19 protein-coding genes are annotated in these 18,289 nt (G+C 55.4%); 11 read left to right on the top strand and 8 right to left on the bottom strand.

The features are described 5' to 3' along the window. Positions 1 to 3: 3 nt before the first annotated feature. The 5 genes from rlmH (at position 4) to AB9F29_RS05485 (ending at position 5,111) form a co-directional block, all read left to right on the top strand. Entirely contained in the window at positions 4 to 474 is a 471-nt protein-coding gene (gene rlmH / locus AB9F29_RS05465) for a 23S rRNA (pseudouridine(1915)-N(3))-methyltransferase RlmH (RefSeq protein WP_039001755.1), read from the top strand. A gap of 59 nt (positions 475 to 533) precedes the next feature. Next, a complete protein-coding gene (gene gpmI, locus AB9F29_RS05470) occupies positions 534 to 2,066 on the top strand; it encodes a 2,3-bisphosphoglycerate-independent phosphoglycerate mutase (protein WP_369754867.1) in 1,533 nt (510 codons plus the stop codon). A 38-nt stretch (positions 2,067 to 2,104) separates the two neighbouring features. Next, complete coding sequence (locus AB9F29_RS05475; protein WP_369754868.1) at positions 2,105 to 3,196, top strand: murein hydrolase activator EnvC; 1,092 nt, start codon at positions 2,105 to 2,107, stop codon at positions 3,194 to 3,196. Between the two features lie 6 nt (positions 3,197 to 3,202). Next, positions 3,203 to 4,540, top strand: a complete 1,338-nt coding sequence (locus AB9F29_RS05480; RefSeq protein ID WP_335583850.1) for a S41 family peptidase — start codon at positions 3,203 to 3,205, stop codon at positions 4,538 to 4,540. Positions 4,541 to 4,619: 79 nt separating this feature from the next. Then, positions 4,620 to 5,111: an RNA pyrophosphohydrolase gene (locus AB9F29_RS05485; RefSeq protein WP_369754869.1), complete on the top strand. Its 492-nt coding sequence runs from the start codon at positions 4,620 to 4,622 to the stop codon at positions 5,109 to 5,111. A gap of 258 nt (positions 5,112 to 5,369) precedes the next feature. Here AB9F29_RS05485 and ric read toward each other — a convergent pair whose 3' ends face one another. Genes ric through AB9F29_RS05500 form a run of 3 tightly spaced genes read right to left on the bottom strand, consistent with a single transcriptional unit; the run spans position 5,370 to position 8,106 of the window. Continuing rightward, entirely contained in the window at positions 5,370 to 6,032 is a 663-nt protein-coding gene (gene ric, locus AB9F29_RS05490; protein ID WP_369754870.1) for an iron-sulfur cluster repair di-iron protein, read from the bottom strand. Further along, the gene (locus AB9F29_RS05495; protein ID WP_369754871.1) at positions 6,029 to 6,613 is read right to left on the bottom strand and encodes a UbiX family flavin prenyltransferase; all 585 of its coding nucleotides are present in this window, start codon (positions 6,611 to 6,613) and stop codon (positions 6,029 to 6,031) included. Before AB9F29_RS05495 ends, ric begins: the two co-directional genes overlap by 4 nt. Beyond that, on the bottom strand, positions 6,610 to 8,106 hold the full coding sequence (locus AB9F29_RS05500) for a UbiD family decarboxylase (protein WP_369754926.1): 1,497 nt from the start codon (positions 8,104 to 8,106) through the stop codon (positions 6,610 to 6,612). The genes AB9F29_RS05495 and AB9F29_RS05500 overlap by 4 nt, the downstream gene beginning before the upstream one ends. A 228-nt stretch (positions 8,107 to 8,334) precedes the next feature. Here AB9F29_RS05500 and AB9F29_RS05505 point away from each other — a divergent pair, with 228 nt between their 5' ends. Further along, positions 8,335 to 8,865, top strand: a complete 531-nt coding sequence (locus tag AB9F29_RS05505; protein WP_369754872.1) for a flavodoxin domain-containing protein — start codon at positions 8,335 to 8,337, stop codon at positions 8,863 to 8,865. 148 nt (positions 8,866 to 9,013) lie between these two features. Beyond that, the gene (locus AB9F29_RS05510; RefSeq protein ID WP_369754873.1) at positions 9,014 to 10,261 is read left to right on the top strand and encodes an MFS transporter; all 1,248 of its coding nucleotides are present in this window, start codon (positions 9,014 to 9,016) and stop codon (positions 10,259 to 10,261) included. A gap of 14 nt (positions 10,262 to 10,275) precedes the next feature. Here the strand turns inward: AB9F29_RS05510 and AB9F29_RS05515 are convergent, their stop codons facing one another. Further along, complete coding sequence (locus AB9F29_RS05515) at positions 10,276 to 11,385, bottom strand: MFS transporter (protein WP_335583856.1); 1,110 nt, start codon at positions 11,383 to 11,385, stop codon at positions 10,276 to 10,278. A gap of 258 nt (positions 11,386 to 11,643) precedes the next feature. Here AB9F29_RS05515 and AB9F29_RS05520 point away from each other — a divergent pair, with 258 nt between their 5' ends. From AB9F29_RS05520 to AB9F29_RS05535, 4 genes are read left to right on the top strand one after another with little or no spacing between them, the layout of a single operon-like run. Then, positions 11,644 to 12,054, top strand: a complete 411-nt coding sequence (locus AB9F29_RS05520) for a hypothetical protein (RefSeq protein ID WP_369754874.1) — start codon at positions 11,644 to 11,646, stop codon at positions 12,052 to 12,054. Further along, a complete protein-coding gene (locus tag AB9F29_RS05525) occupies positions 12,051 to 12,659 on the top strand; it encodes a TetR/AcrR family transcriptional regulator (RefSeq protein ID WP_369754875.1) in 609 nt (202 codons plus the stop codon). The genes AB9F29_RS05520 and AB9F29_RS05525 overlap by 4 nt, the downstream gene beginning before the upstream one ends. Positions 12,660 to 12,666: 7 nt before the next feature. Beyond that, complete coding sequence (locus AB9F29_RS05530; RefSeq protein ID WP_369754929.1) at positions 12,667 to 12,852, top strand: hypothetical protein; 186 nt, start codon at positions 12,667 to 12,669, stop codon at positions 12,850 to 12,852. Beyond that, positions 12,821 to 13,435 carry a DedA family protein gene (locus AB9F29_RS05535; protein ID WP_369754876.1) on the top strand — a complete coding sequence of 205 codons (615 nt, stop codon included), beginning with the start codon at positions 12,821 to 12,823 and terminating at the stop codon, positions 13,433 to 13,435. The genes AB9F29_RS05530 and AB9F29_RS05535 overlap by 32 nt, the downstream gene beginning before the upstream one ends. A gap of 30 nt (positions 13,436 to 13,465) precedes the next feature. Here AB9F29_RS05535 and AB9F29_RS05540 read toward each other — a convergent pair whose 3' ends face one another. The 4 genes from AB9F29_RS05540 to AB9F29_RS05555 form a co-directional block, all read right to left on the bottom strand. Next, on the bottom strand, positions 13,466 to 14,512 hold the full coding sequence (locus AB9F29_RS05540; RefSeq protein WP_369754878.1) for an AI-2E family transporter: 1,047 nt from the start codon (positions 14,510 to 14,512) through the stop codon (positions 13,466 to 13,468). Between the two features lie 108 nt (positions 14,513 to 14,620). Beyond that, positions 14,621 to 15,469 (bottom strand): hypothetical protein, encoded by an 849-nt coding sequence (locus AB9F29_RS05545; protein ID WP_369754879.1) that lies wholly within the window; start codon positions 15,467 to 15,469, stop codon positions 14,621 to 14,623. After that, complete coding sequence (locus tag AB9F29_RS05550) at positions 15,466 to 17,094, bottom strand: acyl-CoA synthetase (RefSeq protein WP_369754880.1); 1,629 nt, start codon at positions 17,092 to 17,094, stop codon at positions 15,466 to 15,468. Before AB9F29_RS05550 ends, AB9F29_RS05545 begins: the two co-directional genes overlap by 4 nt. Beyond that, complete coding sequence (locus tag AB9F29_RS05555; RefSeq protein WP_039003779.1) at positions 17,091 to 18,263, bottom strand: thiolase domain-containing protein; 1,173 nt, start codon at positions 18,261 to 18,263, stop codon at positions 17,091 to 17,093. The genes AB9F29_RS05550 and AB9F29_RS05555 overlap by 4 nt, the downstream gene beginning before the upstream one ends. Between the last annotated feature and the right edge of the window lie 26 nt (positions 18,264 to 18,289).

An 18,289-nucleotide genomic window follows, 5' to 3' on the forward strand; every position in this document is an offset into this window, starting at 1 on the left:
AGGATGCGCGTTCATATCTGTGCTGTTGGCCGCATGCGGGCGGGGCCAGAACGCGCCCTTTTGGACGATTACCTCACCCGATTTGAGCGTACGGGTCGCGCCCTTAGTCTTGGGCCCGTCACGGTGCATGAGGTCGAAGACAAAAAGGGGATGGGCTCCGATGCAGAAGCCGTACTTCTGGAACGCGCCCTGCCCCAAAATGCGCTAATTGCGATTATGGACGAACGGGGCAAGGTGATGCCAAGCCCCGATTTCGCCAACACTCTCGCGCAATGGCGCGATGACGGACAAAGCGACGTGGCCTTTATTATCGGTGGTGCGGACGGCATTGCGAGATCCCTGCGCGCCAAGGCCAATTTTCGCCTATCGTTCGGCGCTATGGTCTGGCCGCATATGTTGGCGCGCGTTATGCTCTCTGAGCAGCTGTATCGCGCCGCGACAATCCTTTCGGGCAGCCCTTACCACCGCACATGACCTTGCTCTTCGCAGGGCTGCGGATTAAACCTAACGCAAATCCATAAAGCGAGAGAGCCATGTCCGCGAAAACGATAGCAAAAAAACCGATTGTTCTTTGTATTCTTGATGGTTGGGGACACCGCGACGAAACCGCGAACAACGCGCCAGCGATGGCCGCGACGCCGAATTTCGACCGCATCATGAGTGAAAGCCCGCATGCGACCCTGACCACATACGGGCCCGATGTGGGCCTCCCCACGGGGCAGATGGGCAATTCGGAAGTTGGGCACACAAATATCGGGGCCGGACGCGTGGTGCCGATGGACCTTGGACAAATTGACCTTGCGGTTGAGAATGGAAGTTTCGCCCAAAACAAAGCCCTGCGCGGATTTATCGACACCCTAAAAAACAACGGCGGCACCGCGCATTTGATCGGTGTCATTTCGGACGGCGGCGTGCACGGGCATCTCAACCACGTCGTCGCGGCAGCCAAAGCGGTCAGCGACGCAGGCGTGCCATGCGTCATCCATGCAATCACCGACGGGCGCGATGTTGCACCTAAATCGGCAGATCACTTTATGGCCGAATTTGTGGCCGCCCTGCCCCAATCCGTCCAGATCGGCACGGTTTCTGGACGCTATTACGCCTTGGATCGGGACAACCGCTGGGAACGCGTCTCCAAAGCCTATGGCGCAATAATAAATGCCACGGGAGAAGCCGCGAACACAGCCATCGAGGCTGTCTCCGCAGCTTGGGCGCGCGGCGAAACCGACGAATTCATCTTGCCGACCGTCATCGCACCCTATGTGGGCGTTCGGGATGGCGACGGGGTTTATTGCCTCAACTTCCGCGCAGACCGCGCCCGCGAAATCCTTGCGGCCATCGGACAACCCGCCTTTAACGGATTTGAAACCGGACCTCGGCCCACACTTTCAAGCTACCTTGGGATGGTCGGTTATTCCGATGACCACACCACCTATATGGACGTCTGTTTTCCCAAGGCAAACCTTGTGAACACCCTTGGCTCTTGGGTCGCCCAAAAGGGTTTGCGCCAATTCCGCCTTGCCGAAACCGAAAAATACCCACATGTGACGTTCTTTTTGAACGGTGGCAAAGAAGAGCCAGAAATCGGCGAAGACCGCTTCATGCCCCAGTCGCCCAAAGTCGCGACCTATGATTTGCAACCTGAGATGTCGTCCGTCGAGGTCACAGACAAATTCGTCGAGGCCATCAATGCGGGCTATGACCTCATCGTTACCAATTACGCGAACCCCGATATGGTTGGTCATACGGGTGACTTGGCGGCTGCGATTAAGGCCTGCGAAGCTGTGGATCGCGGCCTCGGACGGGTGCTTGAGGCATTGGAGGCCGTTGGCGGCGCGATGATTATCACGGCGGACCACGGCAATTGTGAAACGATGGTAGACCCCGTAACCGGAGGGCCACACACCGCCCATACAACCAATCCCGTTCCCGTCGCCCTGTTTGGTGGACCCGCGGGCGCTAAACTTCGGACGGGTCGCCTTTCCGATCTTGCGCCAACGATCCTCGATCTGATGGGGCTTGATCTCCCGCCAGAAATGACGGGCGAGACGCTGATCATTCGATGAAAACCCTGCGCATCATAGGCTGCCTTTTGACGTTGGGCATGGCTACGCCTTCGATGGCGGAGGTTGATCCTTCGCATGCGGCACGCCGCGCGGCCCAACAAATCAGCACGGCAACCTTGGCGTTAGACGACGCCAAAAGCGCGAGTGATCGCGTTGCCGCCCTGACCGAAGCGGTGCAAGCCTTTGAAGCGGGCCTTGAAGCCATGCGCGAGGGCCTGCGACGTGCCACCATTCGCGAACAGGCCATTGCGCTTGAATTTGAAGCCCGCCGCGAAGAAGTCGCCCAGTTGATTGGAGTTCTGCAATCAATGGAATCGTCGCCGACGCCTCTCTTACTGCTCCACCCCTCCGGCCCCCTTGGAACCGCGCGCTCTGGGATGATCCTGTCGGACGTCACACCAAGCCTTCAGGCGAACGCCGAAGAATTACGCGCCCGCCTTCAGGAAGTTGCCCTGCTGCGTTCGCTTCAGGAAAGTGCCGTGCAATCGCTTCAGGAAGGGCTTTTTGGCGCCCAAGACGCGCGCACCGAATTATCGCTGGCGATTTCGGACCGCACAGATCTACCGCGCCGCTTTGTTGAAGACCCTGAGCGCCTGCAAAGCCTGCTCGAAGGCAGCGAAACACTTGAAGCCTTCGCCACGGGACTGGTGCAAGGCGTCGACGCCGCGCCTTTGGTCATCATGGATTTCGAAGCCATGCAGGGAAACCTCAACCTCCCCGTCTTGGGGCGCGTCTTGAGAAAGTATGACGAAGCCGACGCCTCGGGCATCCGTCGTCCCGGTTTTTTGATCGCGGCGAACGCTCTTTCCGTCGTTACTTCTCCGGCTCCGGCGACCATTCGCTATCGCGGTCCGCTGCTTGACTACGGAAATGTGATCATTCTGGAGCCACAAGCGGGTTATCTTTTGGTCATAGCTGGATTAAGTGAGGTATATGGCGAAGTCGGCCAAGTGGTTCTGACAGGGGATCCGTTGGGTCTCATGGGCGGTAACGCGCCTCAAGCGCAAGAGTTTTTGCAGAAAACGCGCAATGGGAGTGGCGCTTCTCGTTCGGAAACGCTTTATATGGAGTTACGACAGGGCAAATCCACGCTGGATCCCGCCCCGTGGTTTGCAGTGACAAAGGAATAGGACAATATGAAGAAATTCTTTATGGCAGCAGCCGGTGGCTCGCTTTTGGCCGTTTTGGTGACAACACAGCTTGCTGCCCCTCTTTTGGCACAGGAAACTGAAACGAAATCTTCGGTCTATGAGCAGCTCGACTTATTCGGCGCAGCTTTTGAGCGTATTCGCGCACAATATGTCGAAGAAGTTGACGAATCCGAACTTATTGAAGCCGCTATCTCTGGGATGCTTACATCCCTCGACCCGCATTCAAGCTACCTACCCCCGACCGATTTCGACGACATGCGTGAACAAACCCGCGGCGAATTTGGCGGCCTTGGCATCGAAGTGACCCAAGAGGAGGGCTTCGTTAAAGTTGTCTCTCCGATTGACGACACACCAGCCTTTGAAGCGGGCGTCGAAGCAGGCGATTTTATTACGCACGTTGATGGCGAAAGCATACTCGGCCTAACACTCGACGAAGCCGTTGAAGCGATGCGCGGTGAAGTTGGCAGTGAAATCATCATCACCGTCGTGCGCGAAGGCGAAACAGAACCCTTTGATATTTCCATCATCCGAGACATCATCAAGCTTACAGCCGTGCGTTCGCGCACCGAAGGCGACACCGTCGTTTTACGGATCACAACCTTCAATGATCAAACATACCCCAATCTTGCTGAAGGGATCAAAGAACAGGTCGAAGAGGCTGGCGGTATTGAAAACGTAAATGGGTTTATCGTCGATTTGCGCAACAATCCAGGTGGCCTCCTCACGCAAGCGATCCGCGTCTCCGACGCCTTCCTAGAGGCCGGAGAAATCGTTTCAACTCGTGGCCGTGCTGCCGCAGATGGCGAGCGCTTCAATGCGACCGCTGGCGATTTGGCTGAGGGTAAACCAATCGTTGTCTTAATCAACGGTGGCTCCGCATCGGCATCCGAAATCGTCGCAGGAGCCCTCCAAGATCACCGTCGCGCCGTTGTTGTCGGCACCAAAAGCTTCGGCAAGGGATCTGTTCAGACGATCATGCCCCTCAAAGGCGACGGTGCCATGCGCCTAACAACGGCACGGTATTACACACCGTCTGGCCGCTCAATCCAAGCTCTCGGCGTGTCGCCAAACATCGTTGTTGAACAGCCCCGCCGCGATCCGGAAGCCGTCGAAGAAGAGGAAGAGGATACACCTAAGCGCCGCACAGAAGAAGACCTGCGCGGTAGCCTCTCCAATGACTCGATGACAGACGATGAGCGTCACCTCCTGCAAGAGGAGCAACAAGCTGAAGAAGACGCAGCCAAGTTGCGCGACGAAGATTATCAGCTTTCCTACGCCATCGATATCCTGCGCGGACTTACCGCCTTAAGTGGCGAAAAGTAAGTTTGAGAACACAAATTTCGGGGCAGTGGTTTCAAAGCCGCTGCCCCGTTTCTTTTCTAAATGCAAAGTGTTGCCTCCCATGACCATCGATGCTCAAGACAATCGCCCCTACCGCCCCTGTGTTGGCGTCATGCTGGTCAATAAAGACGGTCACATTTTTGCAGGTCAACGCAACGACCGCCCCGAATCTGAGCCGCCTGCTTGGCAAATGCCTCAAGGAGGCGTTGATAAGGGCGAAGCGCCGGAAGTCGCTGTCCTAAGAGAGCTTTGGGAAGAAACCGGCGTGACCAAAAACCTCGTAACCATTGAGGCTCAAACCAGTGAATGGCTCCCCTATGACTTGCCGCTGGAACTGTCCCAACGCCTCTGGAAAGGCAAATATCGCGGCCAAGAACAGCTTTGGTTCCTAATGCGGTTCAACGGAACGGATGCCGATATTAACATCCAAACCGAACACCCCGAATTTAGCGAATGGCGCTGGATGGCACCCGATGAGTTGCTCCAATCGATCGTCCCCTTCAAACGGGATCTCTATGATCTTGTTATGGCCGAACTTCGCCCCAAAATTTAGGTTTCCCTTCGGTCGAGACTGTGTAGCAACGCATTTTATTGCGCCCAGTCTCCAACTCCAATCGCGGCTCGGCTAATTGTGATTGAGATATTCAGAACCATAAATTTTCGGTATAACCGCCGGATGACAACCAGCCTCCCAGTGGCGACTGCATCGTGGAAATCAATATCGACCAAATCAAACGCATCAACAAATAGCGCCCACGCCACGAACCGGACTATCTTCGCCCACAAAGCCTCGGCCCATAGCGCGGGCAGGTTATGCCGCTTGGCCGTCAAACCGTGGAAACAGCACAGTTTCCTCCAGATGGATATGCGCCACAAGATCGCCGCCCAATTTGCGCACTCCAGTGTAAAGCGCCGTCCACGAGCCACAAGCGCCTTCGGGTAGGTTTAGACCATGGCTGGCATGCTCAATCCCCCGCAAAAGATTGGTGGAATTCTCGTGGTCTTGACGCATAATCGCGAGTGGGGCAGCCAGCGCGGAGGCATTCCCTTCGCGCATCAAAGGGAACAAAACCTGTTCCTCCTTCTGCATATGGGGGTCCAGTTCGTCATACAAAGCGATCGATGCGGCCGTCAGCCCAAGTGGGGCCTCTTCGTGGTCGCCATGCACGGTTTCCACACGTTGCGCCAAGGGGATTAGGCTCTCCAATTCGCGGCGATGGGTTTCATGGTAGCGTTCCAACAGATGATCGATCAGCGCCGATGTTTCGCTTGGTGCATCGCGGTTCGCGGCCTCTTGCAACGCCATAAGTTGCGCCAACAGGGTGTCAGGTTTCAATCCTTGGGCGTCCGCAGCCTCGGCCAACGGCATCTTACCGCCGCAACAGAAACTGATGCCTGCTTGGCGGAACAATTCGGCGGCACCGGGCATCTCGGCGGCAATATCGCGCACTTGCGTATCTAGGGATATTTTCATTTTGGGTCGTCTCCGATTGAGGGAGCACAGGCTTTGGCTTGGGCAGGGGCGAGTCGCAACAAATCAACCGCGCGCGCGGCGATTTGGGTGGTGATGTCTTGAGTGGTTTGGGGGCGCAGGTAAAACGCGGGCACGGGCGGGAAATTGATACCGCCCATTTCGGTGACCGCGGTCATATTGCGCAAGTGGGCCAGCGTCAGCGGTGCTTCACGCGCCAGCAAAATCAAAGGGCGGCGTTCTTTGAGTTGCACACTGGCGGCGCGGGTCAGCAGGTTATCATCCAGCCCCTGCGCAATCGCGGCAAGACTGCGCATCGAACAAGGCGCGACGATCATGCCCGCAACGGGATAAGAGCCAGAAGCAATGGTTGCCCCCAGATCGGCGACCGGATGTAGGCGGTCTACCAAAGCCACCAGTTCGGCTTGTGCGTTAGGCCCGATTTCTAGCTCCAAAGTGCGTTCCGCCATCCGCGAGAGCACCAAATCAACCTTAATACCGGAGCAGTGCAGAACCTTCGCAGCTTCCAGCGCCAAAGCCGCGCCTGACGCTCCAGAGACGCCCAAAATCACCCGTCTGGTCATCGCGCACCGCCCAAATACCGCGCAATCAATTCGGTGGCGCGCGCCTCGTGTTCCGGATCAATCGCCATCACGCGGCCCCATTCACGCGTGGTTTCCGCGCCGATTTTATTTGTGGCATCAATGCCAAGTTTGCCCGCCAACCCGTCACGGGGGCTGGAGAAATCCAGATAGTCCATTGGCGTATTTTCGAGCACAGTCACATCACGAGAGGGGTCCATGCGGGTGGCCATGGCCCAAGCAACGTCGTCCCAATTGCGCGGGTCAATGTCTTCATCCACCACAATAATTGTCTTGGTATAAGAGAACTGCGCCAACATTCCCCAAAGCGCCATCATGACGCGCTTAGCTTGACCGGGATAGCGTTTGGAAATCTGCACCACAGCCATCCGATAGGAGCATGCCGCGGGTGGTAACCAAAGGTCGCGGATTTCAGGGATTTGCGCGCGGATCACGGGCAGGGCGAGAGTATTGAACACTTCGCCAATTACCGACGGCTCATCAGGAGGGCGCCCCGTAACCGTGCTCAGATAAAGCGGATTGCGGCGATGGGTGATCGCGCTGATCCGCAACACAGGGAAGTTTTCGACTGAGTTGTAATAACCGGTGTGATCGCCAAACGGCCCCTCTGGGGCGAAATCATTGGGGTGAACCCAGCCTTCGATCATAATTTCCGCATGGGCGGGCACCAAAAGCGGTACGCTGCGGGCGGGAACAAGTTGCGTGCGCGCGCCGCGCAATACGCCCGAAAACATCAATTCCGAGATATTTTCGGGTAGGGGACGCGCCGCAGAAAGCAGCGTTGCAGGGTCCGCTCCGAGGGCAATTGCAACCGGCATCGGCGCACCAGCTTGCGCCCAGCTGCGGGCATGGGCCGCCCCGCCGCGATGTGCCAGCCAGCGCAGGATTAAGCGATCTGCTCCAATAACTTGAGCGCGGTAACCCCCCAAGTTATACTGTGCCAAACTGTCCAGCGTCGTGCCATAGGGCCGCGTGATGACAACTGGCCATGTGATCAACGGCCCCGCATCCTCGGGCCACGGCGTTTGGACGGGGATCATATGCATATCAATCGGCGCGTCAATTTCTTGCACAGGTGCTGTGCGCAGAAGTTTCGGGCGTGTCGTCAGGGCCGCCTTGAGCATCGGCCAGCGGGACAGCGCATCGCGCATGCCATCCACTAGAGGCGGGCTGCGCAAGGCCGCGAGAAAGTCGCCAAAGGCAGGAACCTCATCAAGCGCAAGTCCTAGTCCGGCGGCGACACGTTCTGAGGTGCCGAAAAGATTGCCGATCACAGGCATGGCAGACGCAGTATTCTCCGCTCCGATGGCAGCATCAAAGCGCAAAACCGGACCCTTGGCGCGCAACGCTGCCATTTGCACGGCGGTCATTTCATGTTGCAGGTTGATCTTGTCAGGGAGACAAAGAAAATCGCCCTTTTCCTTGGTCCAAGCAAGGAAGGCACGTAGATCAATAAAGGTGGGTAAACTGCGGATATCGGACCCCAAGACTGCTTGAGATGTCCCTATCAACCCTGCTCTTTCTTTAATTTGACGTTGGTCAACTCTGGTCGAAATATTTAGCCCGTGCGGATGGCAGCGATAGGTAAGGTCATAATTAATCACCCACATTTGATTTCGGACAAGGCCAGCCGAGCGTGACACTGATACCGTTTGAGTGGCGCTGATGTTTGAGCGCCGCGACTAGAGATAAGGAGAAACCGAATGTCGGTACTTATTCTGTTTGCATCTCTCGAAGGGCAGACTCGCAAGATTGCTCGGTTTGTTGAAGCCGAAGTGCGCAATGCGGGGTATGAGGCCACGTTGGTGGATGCATCTGACAAGATGGCGGAAGTAACGTTTGCGGGGTTTGATACTGTCATTTTGGCCGCGCCTGTCCATGAGCGTCGGCATCCCCCGAATTTTGAACTGCTGTTGACCGCAAGCCAAGACTCCTTGGCGACCCGTCGCACATTTATGATCTCCGTCAGCCTTGGCGCTGCATTTCCCGAGTTAATCGAGGAGGCGCAGGAATATTTGGTTGAAATGAAATTGCGAACTGGTCTTGAGCCAAATGCAGAGTTGCTAGTTGCCGGAGCGGTGCACCCCAGCAGCTATGGCTATTATGAAACCCAAATACTGCGGCACGCGATCTTGCGTCATCAGGCAATTGATCCACGCAAGGAAGACCGCGAGTTTACCGATTGGGACGCGCTGTCGAAGGCCATAACGGAGTTTGTTTCTACTGGTACGTGAGCCGTTGCTTGCGCGGGTTCGAGGGGTATTCGTATTGGTCAGCTGATTTGGTGAAATTCTACTAATTCGCACTCCGCGTCATAATAATTCATCACAGCACACAATCCCTCTTGGATTGCTCAAACAAAAGCGGCAAGTTCAACCCGACATGCGATTACTCATCTCTTTTGCCGCCCTTTTTCTCTCGGTTATTTTGCTACAACTTTCGTCCGGCGGCGTGGGGCCTCTTGATGTGTTGTCTGGGCTCACCCTTGGCTTTTCCAAGCAGGAAATCGGAATGCTGGGCTCGGCCCATTTTCTGGGGTTTTTCATAGGCTGCTGGTGGGCACCGCGCCTGATGGGCAACGTGGGTCACTCGCGCGCGTTTGCCGCTTTCACGGCCAGCGGTTCCATCGGATTGATGGCACATATGATGGTGCTGGATCCCTACGCGTGGGCCTTGATGCGCGTGGCCTCGGGGCTTTGTGTGGCGGGATGCTATACCGTGATCGAAGCGTGGTTGCAGGCGCGAGTCACCAATGAAACACGCGGCCGCACGATGGGGGTGTACCGCGTCGTGGACATGACGGGATCGCTGGCCGCGCAAATGATTATCGGAATCCTGTCCCCTGCGTCATACATATCCTACAACCTGCTTGCTATCCTCTGTTGTGCGGCGCTTTTGCCCCTGATGCTGACGCGCACGGCAGAACCTGAAACCCCCAGCCGCGCCCGTTTACGTCCACGTCTGGCGATTGATTGCTCGCCTTTGGCGGCGGCGGCGGTTGTGGTCGCGGCGCTTTCAAGCGCGTCCTTTCGTATGGTCGGCCCTATTTATGGTCAGGAAGTCGGCTTGAGCGCAGGCCAGATCGCTTGGTTTTTGTCGGCCTTCGTGCTCGGCGGGGCACTGGCACAACTCCCCGTGGGATGGTTGGCGGATAAATACGACCGCCGCTGGGTGTTGGTTTGGCTATCCTTCGCCGCGATGCTTAGTTGCGGCATTACGATTATGGCTTCGGGTTTGGGGACAACGGGGATCATGCTGTCCGCGGGGCTTTTTGGCCTCACGACCTTTCCGATTTATTCCGTCGCGGCGGCCCACGCGCATGATTTCGCCACCTCCGAGGAGCGCGTCGAACTCTCCGCCGCACTGATGTTCTTCTTTGCGCTTGGGGCTATCTTTGCGCCCTACCTCGCCTCGGTGCTTATTGACGATTTCGGTCCCAAGGCTCTGTTTCTGATGATATTGGTCGGGCACGGCGTTCTGATTATCTTTGGCCTCGCACGCATGCAAGTGCGTCCCACCAAGGGCGCGCGCACGCCTTATATCTATACGCCGCGCACCTCTTTCACGGTTGGACGGTTGTTTCGCCGCCAACGCGACGGCAGCTTAGAAAATCGCGATCCGGGCGAGTAGACATCCCAACCCAATCAACGCATGCGTAAAAGATGTTTCGCCAAGATAAAGCTCAGTGCAAGCGTGGGGAGGAGCAAGGCGAAGGCGACATTAAGCGAGGTTGCCTCTGCGACGAAACCAATCATGGGCGGTCCAACAAGGAAACCGCTTAACGCGCCAAAGGTCATCACCGATACGTTTCTCGCCTCTCCCTCATCCCCAAGAGCTGCGCTGGCACTTATGCCCAGAGGAAAGATCGTGGACACGCCCAGCCCGACAAAAGCGAAGCCCAAAAATGACGCCTCCGGTCCAAAGTTGAATGCCAGAATGACAAGTCCCAAAATGGCGGAACCAATGCACATGCGCGCCAGCAGCATCGCACCATATCGGTTATTTACTGCGTCGCCAATAAATCGCCCTGCTGTCACAAAACCGGCAAAAATGGTCACCGCCCAACCCTCTTTGCCAGCAATGATCTCAGCAACATCGCGCATATAAACGGTCGACCAGTCAATCATTGCACCTTCGACAATTGTTGCCCCAAAAACAATGGCAACAATCGGTAGAAGCGCTTTTGGAAGTGGTGGTTTGGCCTGCGCGTTTTCTGTGGTCTCCTGTTTCGGCGCAATCCTTGGCAAAATATAGGCAACGACCATCAATAATGGCAAAAGCAGCAAGCCCCCCCATTGCAAGCTTTCGGCCACCGTGAAGCCAAGCCCTGCCATCTGAACACCAATAAAACTGCCCGCCATAATGCCGAGGCTCCAAAAACCGTGCGCTCGGTTCATGATGGATGTCCCAAGCGTTTTCTCCACCCGCGCGGCAAAGACATTCAAGGCGACCTCAGTAAACGCAATGAGCGCCCCGAGCACGAAAAGCGCCAGGAACAACGATCCCACACCCGTTGCAAACCCAGGGAGTACACCCGCAATAAGCATGGGCGGAAATAACCACAAAAGGGTGTGTCTTGGGCCGAAGCGATCAACGACGCGGCTGGCGAGATAGAGAGAGGGCAGAAGCCCGATGGGCATGCCCAACAAACCAAGCGCCAAATCCGAGTTGCTTAGACCCAAGCCTATCTTTATTTCGGCGACATTTGATAGCCAAATGCCAAACTGGATTGGCTGAACAAAAAATACAGCCATGCATAACCAGACCATCTGTCTAGGGGTTACTTTTAGCAATGGACATCTCCTTGGGCGATCGCCGAAATTCAATCAGTAGAAAGAGCAGAAATCTGCCCGCGAGCGTTACCACATGCGTTTCTGAAACAGTAGGGTTTCTCAACATAAGATTGAGGTGGAAACCGTTCTGCCCTGATTTTAGGGAAAGTTGGTGTCGAGGTTGAAATGCGAGGTGCCTGTTATTAGTTATAGTAGTATAACTAATAGGAAGGATATCCAATGAATAGCCATCTAACAGTTCCCACTTCACCTTTTCACGGGCGAAAGTTCATAGCTATAGTCGCCATGTTATTTGGCGCGTTAACCCTGTTTTCCGCAGGCAATGTCTTGTTTGGTTCCATGGCCTCACAGGCGTGGGCGGGCAATTATGTCGGGTTTGTCGTTTGGTTCAATTTCCTAGCAGGGGCGGCCTATATTCTGGCCGCGATCGGCTTGTGGCAGGGCACACTTTGGGCGGCGCGTCTGTCAGGCTTAATCGCAATCGCAACGGCAGGGGTTGCCTTGGGATTTGCGTTTGTGGTCTTGCTCGGCACCCCGTTTGAGATGCGCACAATCGGCGCGCTGGTCTTGAGATTTACCTTTTGGGCTGTGATCGCCGTCATCGCGACGCGGGCCGTGAAACGAGGATGAGTACACGCAAATCCTCCGAAGATCGCAAGATGCAAATTCTGACGACGACCTTGGATCTTGCGTTCGAAGTTGGTCCGGATCATGTGACAACCGGCATGATCGCCAAGCGGCTTGGCCTGACACAGCCTGCGGTTTATAAGCACTACCCCAAGAAGGAAGACATCTGGTGGGCCGCCACCCAAACGCTATGTGCGCAAATCCGCGAAAATACCCTTGAGGGACAGCAGTCAGAGCGGTCCCCTGTAGACAATCTGCGACATCTAATTTTGGGGCATCTGCAACTGGTGACCCAAACTCCGGCCTTGCCGGAAATCATGGTGACCCGCGACCCAACTGGCATTTTAACCCAAGCGCGGCGCGCCATCCAATCAGAGGTTGTCGCGTTTCGCGCCGCCTTGATCCGCTCCTTTGAAGTGGCTCAAACTCAAGGGCATTTGGGCGGTACATTGCGCGCAGAGGACGGTGTGATGCTACTATTCGGGATCATCCAAAGCCTTGTGTTGCGCCTCATCTTAACCCGAGACGCCACCCACCTTGTGCAAGACGGTGCGCGTCTGCTTGATCTGCAACTGCGCCTCTTCGCGGACAAAGGGATTACAACATGAAACCGCTTTGAAATTGGCTTTTGTTACCCATACAATCGCCGCGATCGGCGCGGAACATGGTGTTTGTGTTGATCCGGAGTTGAGGGGCCCGCCCAAAAAATGCCGAAAAACAGGTTGGATTGTGATGGATACTCTGGACATTCAACAAGGGCCGACCCAACATGTGGCGAACGGAAAAGCCGTGCGTATTTGAGACATGGAGAGTCACTATTAGTGTAGAAAGTTGGATATCCAATTACGGCCTTTTTGCCGTCTTTTTGGGCAGTATTATCGAGGGTGAAACCGTCGCCATTACAGGGGGCATCATGGCGCATCACCATCTCCTTTTGCCTTGGCAGGTGGCGTCGGTGGCCATCTGCGGTGCTTATATGTCAAATCTATCGGTGTTTTTTCTGGGGCGGCGCTATCGCGGGCAGTCGCGCGTTCAGTCGATCCTAGCGAACAAACGACTCTCGGGGATGTTGCAGAAACTCAATAAAAATCCCGCCCGCTATGCGTCCATTTTTCAGTTCATACCGGGCATGCGGATTGTCGGCCCCATCGCGTTGGCCCAATCAGAAATCGGAACCATGCAGTTTGCCGTGCGAGCGGGCATTTCTGCGTTGATTTGGGGGGTGGTATACACTGTCCTCGGTAGCGCCGTTGGCCAACTTCTGGGGCGTGTTTTTGGGCATGTGTTGCATACCAAATATGTGCTGATTGCGGCAGGTCTTGTCCTGTCCGTAATTTTTCTACGGGCGATTTGGAATCATTTTCGCAGCGCAAGCGACCACTAAACTCGCAACGGAATGCGTTAAGTCCAGTGTTTATTCTTCGACACGGTCCGCCAGTAGCACTGCAATAAAGCGGGTAGACGCAAAGCTGGCAAAAATAATTGCGATCACCGAAGTCAGCGGGACCGCTAAAATTGCGCCAGGAATCCCCCAAAGCCCTGTCCAAACCGATAAGGCAATCAACACAATTACCGGACTCAGATTGACTTGCCGCCCAATAAAGCGCGGCTCAATGACATTGCCCATGATAAATTGGGTCGCGGTCAGGAAAAACGTCAGGGACAACGTATGGGAAAGGGAGGCAAACTGTGCAAACGACAGGATAACGGGAAAAAGAACGCCGATATAGGAGCCAACATAGGGGATATAGTTTAGCAATCCGATCATCACCGCCCAAAATAGGGCGAAATCTGTGCCATGCGCCCAGAGGATAAGAAAGGAGATCACCCCAAGCACGACATTGATCAGTGTTTTCACCGCCAAATAGTCGCTGATTTTCGTATTGATTTCGCGAATGACGCGCTTGGCCATTTGGGCCTGATTAGGGGTGGAGAAGACGGCCGCGAGCTTCTTTTCAAAGTTGGAACGTTCGCTCATTAAAAATGCGGCATAAATCACAATCAAAAAAACAGTGAGCCCAACATTGGTAAATCCCCCCAATAGGCTCAAAAAGACGACGCGCAGATCGAAGGCGTCGATCGTAACAGTGCGAATTCCCAGCCAAAGCTCCTGATGATCCAACTCAAATCGCGCCGCAATGCTCTCAAGGAATGCGTCCATATTGGCTTCGTAGACGGGGGCAACGGCGGCGATTTCGCGGATTGTGGCGGCGGCGACGATCGCAAGCGTAATGACGGCAGCGGCAAAGACCGACAGTACACAAAATCGTAGGAAAGGTAGCGGCAAATGGCGCAGCAAAAGCTGGCGGTGCAGCGCATTTGAGGTCGATATCATCACGTAAACCGCAAAGAGACCCGTCACGACTGGTAATAAAATCGGACGTCCTATGAACAGAAGCCAGCCGATGGAAAGGGTGAGGAACATCGCAAGAGCCAGATTAAGGAGGGGCGCGTCTTTCATGAAAAGGTATGTCTCCTGACAGTCGTCACATAATTTTCAACGTTATGACGTTCACGGCCCAAAAGGTATCCTTTATGCGAAAATTTTAAAACTGCCCCCCGCACAGAATTAAGCGCGGCGCAAAACGATTTCAGCGGTGATTGAAATTGGCGCATCGCCGCTTTTCACTGTACCGCTGAAGATATCTTTCTGAATGTCCACGGCGGAGAGGTTGACGCTGGCCTTGCCGTTAACCAACTTACCCGAGTTTATAATGAACTCGGTTATGGCACTGTGCATGGACGGTGCGTCTTGGAACCGCGCGCCGTTGGCACTGCCGAGGCCCATGATTTCACCGTCGGAAATCCCGAAGGCACGGGCGGTTTCTTCAATGGCACAGCAAAGGTCCGTGTTGGGGCGCAGGGTCAGAATGACGGCATCTGGGGTCTGCACAGGCGAGCCCGTCGCACATGCGCGGAACAACTCAAAACAAGTTTCGTCATCTTGCAGGCGCTCAAACCGTCCGCCTTTGAAGCCGATAGCCTTGAGTGTCACAGAGCGCGAAACGGTGCAAATTGGGGCCAGCATATGCCCTAAAGTTGTTCCGTCAATCGAGGTCCAGACTCCGTGGCAATGGGTAAACGATCCGTCGCCGTAATGCCCAACCGACATTCCGCCCATATCTACGCGAGTCTCGCCCTTTGGCTCATAGGTTTCGCTGTACCATGCGACGCGCGTGCCATCGGGGGATTTATCCGGCATAACAAAAGCGTAGGGATCGGAAAACAGGCCGCTCACATCGACCCATGCTCCGTCACATCCCGCCGCCGCAACCGCCGAGCAAATGGCGGCTTCTACCTGCTGACCTGCTTCAAGCTGAATTTCCAGATCACAGGCCTGCACGCCAACAGCTTCGATCCGTTTGGGATTCACTGGACCAGGGTGGACCATGGGCGGATTGAGCGTGGTCATCTTCATGCGCAGGTTACCTCACCCAGCAAACCGCGTTGCTCCAATGTCTCGCGAATGATCTTTTTGGTGATTTTGCCATAGGCAGATTTGGGCATTTCCTCGATGAGGATAAAACGCTTGGGCATTTTATAGCTCGAAATTTTTGGTTTGAGCCATGCGTGCAATTCTTCTGCTGTGGCTTCGGAGCCTTTGCGCAAAACACAAACCGCAATGCCAACCTCGCCCCAGACCGGATCAGGCACGCCTAGGACTGCGACTTCGCTAACGGCGTCATGAGTTAGGATTTTCTCCTCGATCTCCCGGGGGTAAATATTGGACCCGCCAGAAATATACATGTCGGATTCCCGACCCGTGATGAAAAGATAGCCACCAGCATCAACATAGCCCAAATCCCCCGTGCGGAACCATCCATCGCGGAAGGCTTTGGCGTTGGCGTCGGGATTATTGTAATAACCCGCAAAAACCGCAGGGCCGATCACGCAAATCTCGCCTTGTTGCCCTACCGGCATTTCACTGCCGTCACTGGCTTGGATGGAAATCTCGATGCCCGTGCGGGGGTAACCACAACTCCCGATCCGCATCTCCGCATCGTCTTCGAAATGTTCTGACGGAGGGAGGACCGTAATGTTTCCAGTGACTTCGCCAAGTCCGAAATATTGCACCAGCACTTTTCCCAGAACCGACAAAGCATATTTTTGATCGGAGCGGTACATCGGCGCGCCCGCGTAGATCATCTGTCTTAACGAGGAGATATCATATTGGGTAACACTGTCATGTTCGACCAGCATCTTAACGATTGTGGGCACGGTAAACATATTGCTGATCTTGTGATCCTGCACGATTTTCCACGCGATTTCGGGATCAAAACGACCGGCGGGAAACAACACGGTTGCCGCCCCTGCGGCGACTTGGGTCATCTGGTGAATACCTGCGCCGTGACTAAGGGGCGCAAGGCATAGGGAACGCGCCTCATGTGTGGTCCCCGGCATCAGGTCATTCAGATGATTGAGTAGAACAAACGCCATCTGTCCATGGGTCAAAACCGAGGCTTTGGGCCGCCCCGTTGTGCCCGAAGTAAAGAAAAACCAACAAGGATCATCGCGGTCGACGGCCGTATTTGCAACCGTCTGGCCCATATAGGAATCTACCAGCGTATCAAAATCACTGTCGCCCTTGGGGCCACCGATCACCAGCATGAACCCACGCTCTGGCGCGTCACAGGCGGCGGCGTGCTCAGGGAATTCCGCGCCGCAAATCATGCCAGTCGCGCCCGAGGATTGAGCGAGCCATGACACTTCTTCGGGTGTTTGGCGGAAATTCGCAGGCACCCAAACCGCACCCAACCGGAAACAAGCCAGCATGGATTCAAACATCTGGTTACAGTTTTGGGACTGAATCAGGATGCGATCGCCCTTGCTCACGCCAAAACGGTCGCGCAATCCAAACGCCAGCGCATTCACGCGAGCCTCCATCTGCTCCCACGTCCATTGCTCCTCGCCCCAAACCAGCGCCAGTTTGTCGCCCAAACGCCGCGCGTTGCGGGTAAGGTGGTTGGCAAGGTTTGAAACACGGGTGGTTGAGGGGGCAATCCCCCCCTTTGGATCGCTGTTAACTGACAGCCACGCGCTCATCTTACGCGCTCCAAAACCGACATATAATTGGCAACCGCCGCGCCGCCCATGTTGAACACGCCCGCCAACTGCGGGGATTTGGCCTGAATGCCTTCGGGCGCTTCGCCCGCCAGTTGCATCGCCGCCATGATGTGCATGGATACGCCCGTCGCCCCGATGGGATGCCCTTTGGACTTCAATCCGCCAGACAGGTTTACCGGAAGGCGGCCATCCTTGCGGGTGATGCCTTCACGGATCACATTTGCACCTTTGCCCGTTTCGGCAAGGCCCATGGCCTCATATTCCAGCAGTTCGGCGATGGTGAAACAATCGTGAGTTTCGACCAAATCCAAATCATAAAGGTTGAGGTCCGCAGCCTCCAATGAGGCCGCCCAAGCCCGACGTGCCCCATCAAAATTGGTAATCTCGCGGCGCGATAGGGCCAGTATGTCGTTGGTATGGGTGCGCGCACGAAAGGCAATGGCACGTTTGAGGTCGGCGGCCACATCCGCAGAGGCGACAATCATCGCGGCCGCGCCATCCGACACAAGCGAGCAATCGGTGCGGCGCAAGGGGGGGGCCACATAGGGGTTGCGATCAGAAACGTCGTTACATTGGGCAAAGGTCAACGCTTTTTGCATATGAGCGTAGGGATTATGCGCGCCATTCTGGTGGTTTTTGGAGGCAATCATTGCCAGCGCATCGGAACAATCGCCGTATTTCTGAAAATACTGTTGGGCAATCCGGCCAAACAGTCCCGCAAATCCACCCGCAACATCCGCCTCTTCGCTGCGATAACTCGCCCCCAAAAGGATGTCGCCCACCTCAACAGTTGGCAGGGCCGTCATCTTTTCGGCACCAACCACCAGTGCGATTTTACCACGACCAGATTCGATAAAATCAAGCGCAGAATAGAGAGCCGCAGAACCCGTGGCACAGGCATTTTCCATCCGCACAGCTGGCGTCATGCCAAGCTCAGGCATGGCCATCCCAACCAAAGCGCCCTGAAAATCCTGCTTGGAAAAGCCGTTATTCATGACGCCGACAAAAATACCGTCGATGTCCGCTGCGCCAACACCCGCATGTTCAAGCGCCGGGGCGATGACTTCGGCCATCAGGGTTTCAGTATCTGGCGCAGTGGATTTGCCAAAATGGCTATGCGCCCAACCAACGATTTGTGCTTTGTTCACGTATCTTATCCTCCGTTTTATACTAA

This window comes from Falsihalocynthiibacter sp. S25ZX9 (assembly GCF_041205405.1).
In the GTDB taxonomy this organism is placed as follows: domain Bacteria; phylum Pseudomonadota; class Alphaproteobacteria; order Rhodobacterales; family Rhodobacteraceae; genus Falsihalocynthiibacter; species Falsihalocynthiibacter arcticus.

What these genes read in the sequence shown, in the direction of transcription:
- ric (WP_369754870.1), bottom strand. Translation starts at nt 6,032, where the DNA reads ATGAAAATATCCCTAGATACGCAAGTGCGCGATATTGCCGCCGAGATG.
- AB9F29_RS05545 (WP_369754879.1), bottom strand. Translation starts at nt 15,469, where the DNA reads ATGAAGATGACCACGCTCAATCCGCCCATGGTCCACCCTGGTCCAGTG.
- AB9F29_RS05550 (WP_369754880.1), bottom strand. Translation starts at nt 17,094, where the DNA reads ATGAGCGCGTGGCTGTCAGTTAACAGCGATCCAAAGGGGGGGATTGCC.
- AB9F29_RS05520 (WP_369754874.1), top strand. Translation starts at nt 11,644, where the DNA reads ATGAATAGCCATCTAACAGTTCCCACTTCACCTTTTCACGGGCGAAAG.
- AB9F29_RS05515 (WP_335583856.1), bottom strand. Translation starts at nt 11,385, where the DNA reads ATGGCTGTATTTTTTGTTCAGCCAATCCAGTTTGGCATTTGGCTATCA.
- AB9F29_RS05480 (WP_335583850.1), top strand. Translation starts at nt 3,203, where the DNA reads ATGAAGAAATTCTTTATGGCAGCAGCCGGTGGCTCGCTTTTGGCCGTT.
- rlmH (WP_039001755.1), top strand. Translation starts at nt 4, where the DNA reads ATGCGCGTTCATATCTGTGCTGTTGGCCGCATGCGGGCGGGGCCAGAA.
- AB9F29_RS05525 (WP_369754875.1), top strand. Translation starts at nt 12,051, where the DNA reads ATGAGTACACGCAAATCCTCCGAAGATCGCAAGATGCAAATTCTGACG.
- AB9F29_RS05505 (WP_369754872.1), top strand. Translation starts at nt 8,335, where the DNA reads ATGTCGGTACTTATTCTGTTTGCATCTCTCGAAGGGCAGACTCGCAAG.
- AB9F29_RS05510 (WP_369754873.1), top strand. Translation starts at nt 9,014, where the DNA reads ATGCGATTACTCATCTCTTTTGCCGCCCTTTTTCTCTCGGTTATTTTG.
- gpmI (WP_369754867.1), top strand. Translation starts at nt 534, where the DNA reads ATGTCCGCGAAAACGATAGCAAAAAAACCGATTGTTCTTTGTATTCTT.
- AB9F29_RS05495 (WP_369754871.1), bottom strand. Translation starts at nt 6,613, where the DNA reads ATGACCAGACGGGTGATTTTGGGCGTCTCTGGAGCGTCAGGCGCGGCT.
- AB9F29_RS05540 (WP_369754878.1), bottom strand. Translation starts at nt 14,512, where the DNA reads ATGAAAGACGCGCCCCTCCTTAATCTGGCTCTTGCGATGTTCCTCACC.
- AB9F29_RS05485 (WP_369754869.1), top strand. Translation starts at nt 4,620, where the DNA reads ATGACCATCGATGCTCAAGACAATCGCCCCTACCGCCCCTGTGTTGGC.
- AB9F29_RS05475 (WP_369754868.1), top strand. Translation starts at nt 2,105, where the DNA reads ATGGCTACGCCTTCGATGGCGGAGGTTGATCCTTCGCATGCGGCACGC.
- AB9F29_RS05535 (WP_369754876.1), top strand. Translation starts at nt 12,821, where the DNA reads ATGTGGCGAACGGAAAAGCCGTGCGTATTTGAGACATGGAGAGTCACT.